This window comes from Taibaiella sp. KBW10 (assembly GCF_003852495.1).
Classification (GTDB): Bacteria; Bacteroidota; Bacteroidia; order Chitinophagales; family Chitinophagaceae; genus Edaphocola.
On sequence record NZ_QAJI01000007.1, the window covers coordinates 149319 to 161534 of the forward strand.

General features: G+C 39.7%; 8 protein-coding genes and 1 tRNA gene. 5 read left to right on the forward strand and 4 right to left on the reverse strand.

Translation table 11 applies throughout. The annotated features are described in order from the left end of the window. Positions 1–120 precede the first annotated feature (120 nt). Positions 121–2472 carry a T9SS type A sorting domain-containing protein gene (locus tag DBR32_RS14585; RefSeq protein WP_124637104.1) on the reverse strand — a complete coding sequence of 784 codons (2352 nt, stop codon included), beginning with the start codon at positions 2470–2472 and terminating at the stop codon, positions 121–123. 223 nt (positions 2473–2695) lie between these two features. On the opposite strand from DBR32_RS14585, the gene DBR32_RS14590 reads away from it, so the two are divergent. Both DBR32_RS14590 and DBR32_RS14595 read left to right on the forward strand, forming a co-directional pair. After that, on the forward strand, positions 2696–3340 hold the full coding sequence (locus tag DBR32_RS14590; RefSeq protein ID WP_124637105.1) for a response regulator transcription factor: 645 nt from the start codon (positions 2696–2698) through the stop codon (positions 3338–3340). A gap of 91 nt (positions 3341–3431) precedes the next feature. Continuing rightward, complete coding sequence (locus DBR32_RS14595) at positions 3432–5339, forward strand: sensor histidine kinase (protein WP_124637106.1); 1908 nt, start codon at positions 3432–3434, stop codon at positions 5337–5339. Positions 5340–5985: 646 nt separating this feature from the next. Here DBR32_RS14595 and DBR32_RS14600 read toward each other — a convergent pair. From DBR32_RS14600 to rmuC, 3 genes are all read right to left on the reverse strand, one after another. Beyond that, a complete protein-coding gene (locus DBR32_RS14600) occupies positions 5986–6327 on the reverse strand; it encodes a hypothetical protein (protein ID WP_124637107.1) in 342 nt (113 codons plus the stop codon). After that, positions 6293–6368: transfer RNA gene (locus DBR32_RS14605), tRNA-Phe, on the reverse strand. The genes DBR32_RS14600 and DBR32_RS14605 overlap by 35 nt, the downstream gene beginning before the upstream one ends. Positions 6369–6535: 167 nt before the next feature. Beyond that, entirely contained in the window at positions 6536–8182 is a 1647-nt protein-coding gene (gene rmuC, locus DBR32_RS14610; RefSeq protein ID WP_124637108.1) for a DNA recombination protein RmuC, read from the reverse strand. A 555-nt stretch (positions 8183–8737) separates the two neighbouring features. Here rmuC and DBR32_RS14615 point away from each other — a divergent pair. The 3 genes from DBR32_RS14615 to DBR32_RS14625 all read left to right on the forward strand — a co-directional run bounded on the left by DBR32_RS14615 (position 8738) and on the right by DBR32_RS14625 (position 11975). Continuing rightward, on the forward strand, positions 8738–9076 hold the full coding sequence (locus DBR32_RS14615) for a hypothetical protein (RefSeq protein ID WP_199724522.1): 339 nt from the start codon (positions 8738–8740) through the stop codon (positions 9074–9076). Between the two features lie 90 nt (positions 9077–9166). Next, positions 9167–9736: a hypothetical protein gene (locus DBR32_RS14620; RefSeq protein ID WP_124637109.1), complete on the forward strand. Its 570-nt coding sequence runs from the start codon at positions 9167–9169 to the stop codon at positions 9734–9736. 250 nt (positions 9737–9986) lie between these two features. Beyond that, positions 9987–11975 carry a PKD domain-containing protein gene (locus DBR32_RS14625; RefSeq protein WP_124637110.1) on the forward strand — a complete coding sequence of 663 codons (1989 nt, stop codon included), beginning with the start codon at positions 9987–9989 and terminating at the stop codon, positions 11973–11975. Positions 11976–12216 lie beyond the last annotated feature (241 nt).

Below are 12216 nucleotides of genomic sequence, written 5' to 3' on the forward strand. Positions count from 1 at the left end.
AGATTACAAGTGAAAAGTAGAAAATTATATTCAGTATTAAGTTAGTCACATACTATAAAGGCCACTTCTTTAATAAGAAGCGACCTTAAAAGTCAAAACAGGATATTTAAAAGGTATAGATTAGGTTTTTGCCAGTTTTTTAGCGCTTATCTGTATTCCTGACGCATCAATAATATGTATAATATAGCTACCCGCAGCAAGGGTGCTTATATCAATAGTACAAGTATGGCCTCCCGCCTTAACAGTAGAGACACGCTGCCCCCACATATTGGCAATGTATATGATTTCCCCACCGATCAATCCTTCAATCCTTATTTTATCAGTAACCGGATTAGGGTAGATATTGATACTTGTTTCATTGGCAAAAGCAATCGTTCTGACAGCACTATATTCATATTTTCCGTCAAAGTCAATTTGCTTTAAACGATAATAGTTCATCGCCGGGAAAGGTTGTGCATCTTTAAAAGAATAAGATAGCTTAGTATTACTATTACCATCAGCAGATAAAGAAAATAAAAATCCAATATTATTCCAGACGCTGCCATTACTACTTCTTTCTATTTCAAAACCTTTGCTATTTTGCTCAGAAGCTGTAGCCCATTGAAGCAGTATGCTACCACTTTGTTTGGATGCCTGGAAGTATAACAGGCTAACAGGCAACGGGAGGCTCCAGTTAATAGTATAAACAGCAGGAGTGGGATCTGCAAAACCTGCAGCATCTAAATAAGCATATTCAAATTGCAGACTTGTGTAACCGGAACCTGTTAGTGTTATTGTTAATAATGCAGGGTTAATAATAGTATCTCCTATCGTAACCGGTGCGCCGTTATAATATAAAACACCATTGACAGGAAGGCTGGTAATGATTACCCCTGAAGGATTTCTGACGGTACCTGCTGCACCGGTATAAGTACCGTCTTGAATGTCGCTACCCGACAATAAAGGCAGATTGGCTCCTAATCCATCTAAAACTAATGTATCGTTTGTATCAGGTTGTGGTATGGTGGTATTGTGATTATCACTCTCTGGCAATTGCTGAATACCAAAATTAATATTGATTCTGTTCCCAGCTTCATTCACTTCAAATATTTCGCTTACACCAGTACACACACCGGTATTCCCGGTATTGGGTATACCATTAAAAGCACCTGTATTTACCCAGCCGGTTGGTGCCGTATATGGTGCAGGGGCCATTCCACTGGTGCTTAAAGTGCTACTTAATACCACTTGATAACCATTCGCATTTAGCTCACCAAAATCAAACACTCCGTTTGTACTTACCGGCACAGACTTAAGTACAAATCCTGTTGCGGTATCAATCAGGTTGGCATAAATACCACCAGGCACTAGATTTGCAGCACCTGTACTATTATCTATATGACCACCATCAGGATCATTGAATACATTACCAGTCACTTTTGATCGTGCAAAGGAAACGGAAAGCGCAAAGGCATCTGATCTTACACTTTCTAAATCTGACCAGCGCGGATATAAAGTAGCACTGAAGGGGTGATAAATGACATTGGCAGGCGTGGGACAAGGAATGGAATTAAATGCATCTGTTACCCTACCCTCATCACTGCGTAAATAAATGCGTAGGGTAAGAGTACTAATATTAATGGCATTAACCACAAAACTACCAGAGGCACCATAGGTGGTTTTACCCCCGTAACAGGAGCCTGCAGACAGCGAGCTAAAACCTAACCAGGTCGTACTGGTTTTTGCTTTTTTGACTAATGGATCTACATCAAAATAAGCGGATCCAGAAAGGCGCATAACTGAATATGCATTCAACAACTCAAATACCGGCGTAAAACCAAGCCAGCTATGGTAAGCCGCATTTGGCAAAGTTACATCTGCAGTACCCCCTAAACCTCCCAAATGGATTACCGGGTTAGAAACCGGCTCATTAAAAGTGAGTGTAATGTCGGCAAATTGTATATCTGTATCCAGGTCGGTCATACCATTAATATTGTCTCCTGCTGCATTGAGCAATGCATCGGTAAATAGTGCTATGGTAAAGGCTCCTGTGACAGGGGCATTAATACCGGTACCTGGTGCTGCCATTTTATGAATGGTAAATAGATTATTGGCAGGCGTACCAAAAGCGTATAGATTTGTAAACCGATTATTGGCTATTGGGTCGGCATTACCTGTGCCGCCTACAGCACCAAAGGCAACAGCACCAGAATAGATAGGATTCACCATTCCCTCAAACGGATGGGCGGTGGTGTTTCCATATTGCTGGTTACTAAGTGAGACGGTTACGTTTGTAGTACCAAAAACAGCAGGAGTCGCATTATTGACAAAAGTGGCTTTTTGATTAGCCACTTCATATCCTGAGCCTATGGCACCCCCTATTCCTGATGAAGTACCGAACCGGTAACTTGTTTGTGCTATTGCGGAATGGCTAAGCATACCCCATACTAATATGGGAAGAATGATTTTTATATTATGTAATCTATGACTCATTTTGTATTTAATGAAAACTGGTTTTAAGTAATAATATTCAACACTATTTTAAATTAAAATCGAATAATTTTAATAACGATTTGTAAGTAATGCAAAATTGAATCATTTAGCATCCTTTCCCTATCATCCATAACAGGTAATTATCTTACAATAAGTATCTTATAATTACTACATATGTAGTAGAAAATAATTAGGTTATATATTGTAGCTTTGTAAATTGATTATGAAGAGCAACATAAATATTTCGGGCATTCATATCTTATTATTAGATGATCATGCATTAGTAGCAGAAGGGCTTAAACAGCTTTTAATAAAAATGCTTCCAGATGATTGTATCATCAATGTATTCAATGAGGTTGAAAAAGCAAAAAAAGAGCTTCAATCTATTCATTATGATTATGTAATTACCGATTTAATAATGCCGGGACAAAACGTGCCTGAGTTTATTACCTACATGCGTATCCATGATCCGGAACTTATTATCCTTGTATTAAGCAGCATTATAGATATTAATTCTATAAAAGAATGTTTAGCCTTGGGCGTTAATGGGTATATCAGTAAAGGAACACCTCCGGAAGAAATGAAATTGGCATTTGAGAATACACATAGAGGCCGAAAATTTATCAGCAGTGATATCAGCGGAAGACTGGCAAGCAGCATTTTCTCCATAGACAATACAACACTTACCAAAAGGGAATTGGAAGTATTACGCCTGTTGGCCACAGGTCACAAAACCAAAACAGTTGCCGAAATACTACATGTGAGCCCTATTACCATTATGACACACAAACGAAATCTGATGCAGAAACTACAACTGCATTCGGTGGTCGGTCTGGTAAAATATGCGTACGATAATCATTTGACATAACGAAAAGTACCATTTTGTCTTCTTGAATACCACCATCTTATGATATATGTTGACCCATATTTCAGCAATGCCGATCAAAATTGTATAATTTATGACAAAATCACTGCTGCTACTATACAAAAGCCTATTGTCGGCTATAGTAATTCTATGCATGGCCTATACAGGATTTGCTCAGCCCGGCCGTAACGAGTGGAACAGATTAAACCAGCAATACAAAACCGGAAAGCTAAACGACACCACCTATTTTCACAATGCCGAGCGTTTAGCAGATCTTTTTCTAAAAGATGGATTTCTTAAAGAAAACCTTGAGCTTTATAAAAAGATTGCATGGAGTAAAAAACAGTACCAGCCTTATCGGGTCAGATACTATTCTTTTTTGGCTAACAATGCCACATTTACCTCCAAAGACGGCGCCGCAATCTATTACCTTCAAAAATCAGAAGAAGCATTAAAGGAAAGCCAACCCTATATTAATTCTTTAAACGAACCCAGGCATCTACTCACTATCTACGGGAAAAATGAAAAAGGCAATTATGAAAGGCGTAAAGAAATATTTGTAACGATATTTCCCTTTTTAAAAACCTTACCCCAACTTATTCTCAACAAGAATGTACCTGCAAATACCTGTACCAATGCAATGACTATTTTAAATATTGCTTCCAGGATGTATGCAAGTTTAAATGACTCCGGCATGGTCAAGGAGATCGAAAACATTTCAGAAAAAATATGGAAGAGTCTACAGAAAGAATACCTTACACAGGATAAAATGCAGCAATGCCTTTATTTATACTATCAGGTGCGATACACCAAAACTCTGATGCAACGGGATTACGTAAAGGCCAAAAATATACTGGATAGTAGTTACATCATCATTCAGACAGATACTACAATAAGGCAAGTATGGGCCCGATCGGCAGAAAGGGCCTTATTAAGAAAGTACATTGACTTATTTATTGTTCAGGGACAAACAGAACGCAGCAAGCACTATTTGCAACTGCTCGCACAAAAAATCAATAAAAACGACCCCGGCGACGGAAGGGCGCAGTTATTATACACAGCTAAAGTAAATGCAATTGACAATAACTTTAAAGTAGCTTACCAAGATCTTTTGCAAGCTTATGAAATCAATGATTCTATAATAAATCTAAAAACAGCAGATATCAACAACAACCTATACGCCCAGCTTGTAGCCGAACAAAAACAGGAAGAGGTCATGCTCCTGCAAGCGCAAAAACACACCCGGAATATCCTGATTATTATAGCTTCATTTACTGCCGTAACATGTATCATTTATCTGGTTATTAGAATGCGGCGAAAAGAAAAAAAATCAAATAAGAAAATTGAGGAGCTGAACAGGCTTACCCAAATAGAAATAGCTGAGCTCACAATGAAGTCCGATCGCATTCAACGCAAAATGGGTATGGAACTACATAATGACATAGCCGGACAGTTGGTTTACCTATGCAATTTTATAGATAAAGAGCTGTTGGATGAACCTGACAATAAACAAGCTAAAAGACTCCAAGACATCAGTAACCTGGCAAGAGCAACCTACCAGGAAACCAGAAATAAAAGCCATGAATGGTATGTCGGGGGCTTGAAAGAAGAGATCGCCTCCTTTTCGGAAAGTGTACATAAGTTGGCCGCATATGCGCTGCCGGAGGAGCAATATAAAAAGACGATAGAAATAGATGATACCTCTTTGCAAAAAGTATCCTACACTATAAAAATAGAGCTGCTTCGCATTGTACAAGAAGCTTTTGTAAATATTCTTAAGCACGCCGAAGCTGATAAAATATCGCTTTATATCTATGATGAGGACAATATGATACTGCTACAAATAAAAGATAATGGCAGAGGCTTTGATCCAAGGCACCTACCTAACGGAAAAGGCATAGGATTACAATCTTTACGAAATAAAATTAAAGATATTGGAGGTACATTAGATATTCACTCTGCTAAAGAAGGCACCGAAATATTCGTTGCGATCCCAGTTTAATTCCATACAAAAGCATTTTTACACAACGCACATCCTGAGTCATAGCAAATGTCCCTGTCTTATGATTCGCAAATCTATACACCGCAGGAACTTACACACACCATTATGATTATATGAAATAATGGTAATGGTGAAGAAAATAGTTGGTGTTAAATTGCCTTAAAAAGCTTTTAGTAGCATTGTAAATCAGAAGAGGACCTAAGCTCTGCTGGAGAGCAACTTAACAGCAATATGATTTACCAAGAAGAATGGTGTCTTCTGCAAATGTTTGCAAAAGATTTTTTGTTTTCATTCTTTGCGATTTATGAATAAAACTCAAGTATTATTTCTAAAGTACAGATACCATTTGATAAAATTCCTCCTGTGCTCTTTGCTTAATCCTCGGTGCAACAGCAGATGGTTTTTTAAGCGTCCGAAGAAGGGTTCCAGTCCGTTTTTTGATTTTGGACTTTTGCTGTTTTGTAGCAAATGGAACATATTTAGTAAGGCATTTTTAAGGTGAATAAGCGCCCTCGCGTACCATTTTATATTTGTACCAATATTTGTTTATTGTTACACTAAATGGGTTTTATGTAATATAGGTTTTATGCATTTTGTACCAGGTAATGCTGCACAATAATATCTGTACGGCTATGCCTTATCGTCTTTAAATAGCTTTATGCCCATCACAGGCAATACTCTTAATGCTCACTCCAAGACGCAACAGTTTTTCAAGATCTTCTTTAATTTCTGCAAAGTGTTCTCCACCCGAAAGGCGGTACAATTGCGTAAACTTTATTTCATTATCCTCGTAAAAAATCAGGCAGACGTCATTACTAAAATAAGTACCATCTATAAATAAATGAAGTTTTTCGCAACAAAATCCTTTACCATCCTGTATTAAACTCCCAAAAGCATCAAATATAGATTTTTTATAAAAAAAGGAAGCCTCTTTGAGAGAGGCTTCCTTTTTTTGGTGGTGTGGGCCGGGATCGAACCGGCGACACAAGGATTTTCAGTCCTTTGCTCTACCGACTGAGCTACCGCACCGTGGGTAATGTGTCCCTCTTAAGAGGAGTGCAAAGATAGTAAAGTGATTTTATTTTTCCAAAAAAATATTACTTCTTCCGATCAAATTATGAACGGGTGTTTATGGGCGCTTCTTCTGGCGGCTGAATATTCTGCTATCGTTATAAAAGGAAATGCGATATGGGCAATTATTGCCCGTCCGGTTGTGGCTCCTGAATTGTTGGTTCCGGTTCAAAATCTTCCGGTAATAAAGCAGCTGGAATTTGTTTACTAGATTTCAGCCCCAGTTCTTTCAACTTCAAGGCCTGCCCTACCAGGTTTCCGCTACCAGTATTTAACTGCCCTATAGCTGCAGTATATGATTGTTGTGTCCTGTTGATATGCTTCCCGAGATCTTCGAGCGTGGAAACAAATGTTACAAACTTCTCATACATTAATTCTCCGCGTTTTACGATCTCCATTGCATTTTTACTTTGCATTTCTCTCTTCCACAAGTCGGACATTAGTTTCAGACAGGCAATTAAATTCGTAGGACTGATCAGTAAAATGCGTTTTGCATAAGCATAGGCCCACAACTCCGGATCTGCCTGAATAGAAACCAGGTAAGCCGGCTCAATAGGCACAAACATCATGGTAAAATCTAATGATGCTTCCAAATGATCATACTTTTTGCTATGCAAATCATCGATATGACTATATATAGATTTTAAATGATCTGCTCTATAAATCGCCTGCTCCTCCGTTGTATCGGCCGAGGAAAAACGATCATACGCCACCAATGAAACCTTTGAGTCTATAATAATGATCCGATTGTCCGGCAACTTGACCAAAACATCGGGTCTTAAATTTCTCCCGTCTTCATCTTTAATCGTCGGCTGTACAAAATATTCCCGGTCTTTTACCAATCCCGATTGCTGAAGAATGCTTTCCAAGATCATTTCCCCCCAATTGCCCTGTTTCTTTGCCTGCCCCTTCAAAGCAGTGGCCAGGTTATTGGCCTCACTACTTACTTTGTTGGTCTGTTCTACCAATTCTTTAACCTTCTCTTCTAGCGAAAATCGTTGCTTAGATTCTTTATCATATGTTTCTTCAACTTTCTTTTTAAACTGATCAATATTCTCGCTAAGTGGCTTCAGTAGGGCCTCAATATTTGCTTTATTGGCTTCTGTAAACTTCCCCGATTTTTCTTCTAAAATCTGTCCGGCAATTTTCTCAAACTGAAGATGCGCCGTTTTTTGCAACTCCAGCATGTCGGTTTTCTGGACAGAAAGTTTTTCATTCAATGCGGCATTATTAGCGGTAAGCCTGCTATTATCTGAACTAAACAGGAGGTTCCGTTCCGTCAATTTTACCAACTGCTCCTTTACTTGATTCAGGTCGTCGGACTGCAGGGTATTGATTTCTTTCTGTGCATTTATACGCTCCGTCAATGAACCTGTTGTAGCCTTTTCTGTCGCCAGGTGCTGGTTTAATGCATTTATTTCCTCCTGAAGTGTTCTATTTAAAGCATGCTGATCAGACAAAGATTTCTTTAGTTCCTCATTTCTGTGTTCTTCATTTTGTATCCTTGTCTCCAGAGTAGTCGCTTTAGACTGCAATCCTGTAATATCTTGTGCCCTTAGTTCATATTTTGTATTCAGGCTTTCATAGGTTTGTTGTAGCAGCAGCAGTCTTTCTTCCGTCACTTTTATCTGCGTATGGGTTTCATTGAAACGTGTGGTTAACGCATCATAAGTCGTCCGGGAAACGTTTTTCGCTTTATGCAGCAAGGTAAAGGTCAGGTAGGCCAACACAAGTCCCGCAACCAGTCCGATGAAGATTGAAATGATATCCATTTTCCTTAATTATTTTGTCTTTGATTTATTACTGATCGTATGATTATTGCAGCTATTGTGATGTGCTAAAGCGGTGTCGAATGATGTATTTCTCTCTATGCTGCTCAATAGGAATTTCAAAGGTGACTGCCTTAAATTCTATTGCCCGCTCTATATTGCTAAAGATAACAAATAATCCTTTTTAAAACCGGTAGCTTATGTTATGATGCAATATAGCTTAGCTATTTCTATTTTGAAAAATTATTGTTCCGCGCGTCGCTTATATTTATACGGAAGCAACCCGTTAAGAAGCCCTGCAGACTATTGAACTCATTGATTAGAAAATGTCCAGGCTTTTAAAATATGGACAGACTAATCGTTTTGAGAAAGATCCCTTTACCTTAAGCCATTACAGGAGTATCAGGATGACCGAAGTGTCGGCAATAAGTATTAAATCAGGATTTTATATTATATTCGAAAGACAAAATCATAGACCCTTTTTGCAGTACATGGTGTAAAACACAATCTATCATTTAATACAATTAGCTTTAATCATATACATAATCATCCAAAATTATGGAAAATGCAAATAAAAGATCGGATCATTCGATGAAGTGGTATCATTACATTGCGGCGTTTTTTGCAGGTGTATTTTTAACGAATGCCCTTCCCCATTTTATGAACGGGATTTCCGGAAATCCCTTCCCGACACCGTTTGCCGACCCACCCGGCAAAGGACTTTCTTCCCCTTTAATTAATATCCTATGGGCACTCTTTAACCTGATTGCAGGATATTTATTGCTTAGATATAGTAAGGCGACTACGAAAAACAGGTTAAGTGTGTTCTTCTTTTTTATTGGATTAGCGGTTATTAGTCTCTTATCCAGCATTACATTTGTGGATAAGGTCCAATAATCATCGCCTTAAAAATGAATGATCAATAACCGATCTATTGACCGTACCACATATTCCAAAAGATATCTCAATAGTGATAAGTTAACCATTTTGAAAAAACAAACGATTCTACCCATACTATTACTTTTGGTTAGCTGTGCTCAGACAACGACTCTGCGAAATGGTTATTCAAAAGCACCAACCAAGTCCAAGGTATTTAAGAATAGCGTTTACTTTGAGCAAGCCATTTTGGATCAGATTGATACGACCGTTATCTACGAAGAATATAATGACAACTATTATGAAGGTCTGGTCAAACAAGAAAATGTATTAGCCCGGCACAATTATGCAAATCGACATACGACGTACGGCGTTTATCGATTCTATGGGAATGGCTGTTTTAATCTTTTTCATTTAGACAGAGACAAACCCGAATTGACAGCAGAAATGTTTGATCCTGCTTACACCGGATGGAGAGGTGTTCTTTATAAGAAAAAGAATAAAATATTAGGCGATATGTTTACCCAAACCGGACAAATGGGTTGGCAACTTGGAAAACAAACGGAAGCATTTATATTCAGAGGCGACACGCTCATTGTTGAATTAAAGAACGTACATAAATTTTTTTACATAAAACGACACATAGACAAAAAGCTACTGGAGCATCATGCGGAATGGTAATCATTCCGGGCACAAATCTTTGTGTTTATTAAAGGGATATTCCGTTATATTTTTTTCGGCAATATCCATATAGCACGTTTTTTGGGGTTAAGATTCCTATAAAACAAAAGGAGCCTGAATACCGAAAGCAAACAGCAATCATCGTATAATTTATTGAAATACAGATTGGTATATTTCCACCACGACCAACCTTTAGGATTCACTTAATGTCTTAAAGAGTATTCCCTCACGCGTATATCAGTATGATTTCATGATAAAAACAATACTTATAAGCATTCTTCTATCCCTTACTTTAATCACTACTGCGCAACCTGGTTGGCAATGGGGAAAACGCGGTGGCAGCGGCGGAAGTGGTAGCGGCTCGCTGGCCAATGAACAAGTAATTGATATGGCTACAGACCGCAATGGTAATGTATATGTACTGGCCGTAAATAATCCCGGGCTCGCTAATGTAGATGGCCATACCGGTATCAGCGTACGTGACCGGCTGACGATTGCCAGCTGGAGCTGTAACGGAAGTTTTCGCTGGATGAAAAATATTGGCGGCGCCAGCTCTTCTGTCGGGCGGGCCCTGGGCGTGGATTCTGCAGATGGTGTTTATGTAATCGGGCAAACAGTTAGTAACAACGCATTGGGCTATACCTATTTTGATACCGACACAACTTTGGGTAATACCAACAAACGATTATTCCTGATCAAGTATGACACCACAGGCCTTTATAAGTGGCTCAAAATGCCCCAGGCCGATACGGTGAGTACATTTAACGAGTCCCGGCCATTGGATATGAGCGTTGCTCCTAATGGCGATATTTTCTGGTACGCCTTCCTGCAACCGGGTAATTATGGCGGAGGGGCTTTTACCATTACCACACCCGGCTATTACATCAGTAGATTTAATACTTCCGGCGCTTATCAGGGCTTAGTTTCTTTGGACATGGCCACAACAGACGGAGGCAATACCGCCAATCTGAATGGCATTACCAATGCAGAAAGCGGGCATTTTTCCCGCGATCATAATAACGGCCGGTTTTACATCTGTGGCCAATATGACAAAACATATGGCACTTTGGCTTTCGGCAGTACGAGCATCAACGCTATCGGTAATATAGGTGCACTCCCCATTTACTTAAGCGCATTTAACAGCAGCGGTAATGTATTATGGACCAAACAATCGGCCGCAAACCTGTATGCAAGTACTCGAAATGGCCGTCCGGTAATCGACCCGCAGGGAAACATTTATATCGGTGGTGATGTATATAATGGCAATACCTTTGCAGGACATACCTTTACCAATAGCCTGAGTGTACATACCTTCCCTTTTGTGATTTCGCTTGATGCCAGTGGCAATTACCGCTGGGCCAGCAGTGGCAAACCAAAAGACGGTGCCTGTGCGGGATACAGCCTTGCTTATAGTCAGAATACCATCGGGCTCGCCTGTTATTACGGAGGATTACTGAAATGGGATACCGACTCGATAACAGCACCCTTGACCATGTCGGGCACGGCCTATATCTTGCTGGCACGCCTGAATGCAATGACCGGTGCCCTTATAAGTATGGACTCTATAGCTTCTCAAAATACGCTCAACAATTACAGTACCGCCATAGCGGGAGACCGTAAAGGAAATTTCTTTGTCGGGGGCAGTTTTGATTACCGCTTATTCCCCGGGCCTGATACGATTGCCATTACAGGGGGGACTTATGATTGGTTTGTGGCCAAATTCGGCGCTAGCCAATGTAACTGTATCGCACCAACTGCACATTTTACAGCTGTTAACAGCAGCGGCAATATCGTCAATTTTACCTATAGCGGCAGCACACCCTACACTTCACTCAGCTGGAACTTTGGCGATGGCAGCCCGGCCGTATCTTCTGCCAATCCTATACATACTTATAGTAGTTCCGGCAATTACACGGTATGTGTGACGGTCACTAATGCATGTGGCAGCCATACTTATTGTCATGCCCTTAGTACCGGCGAATTGGGTATCGCTCCTATGTCTGGTTTCCCGGAAATCAGCATTTATCCCAATCCGGTCACCGAGGAGATAAGGATAAAAAATATAGCCACAGAAATGACCATGGAGGTTTATACAACTACCGGTATCCGGGTATTTAAAACCCTGCTACAACGCAATCAAGAGCAGGTGAATGTAAGCCAATTAAGCCCGGGCATCTACCTGATCCGTCTGATCAATAAAGAGGGCAGACAGGGCACAGCACGGTTTGTGAAACAATAATATACAATCTTCAGAAGGCAGGTATAGATTAGAAACGGCTTTGTCTTTTAAGTGGGACTGTTATTACCTTATTATATCCAACTGATAGTAACAACAGTATTTTGAAATCAGCGCCGTCAATTCCAACTGTCAGCATACCGTACCTGCTTCCTTTATACCTCTTTGAGTTTGAGATATACAATACGCAAATTGTGTATAAAGCGAGGCCACATTTATGTACTGTTGTTTTTAGCTTTTGCGG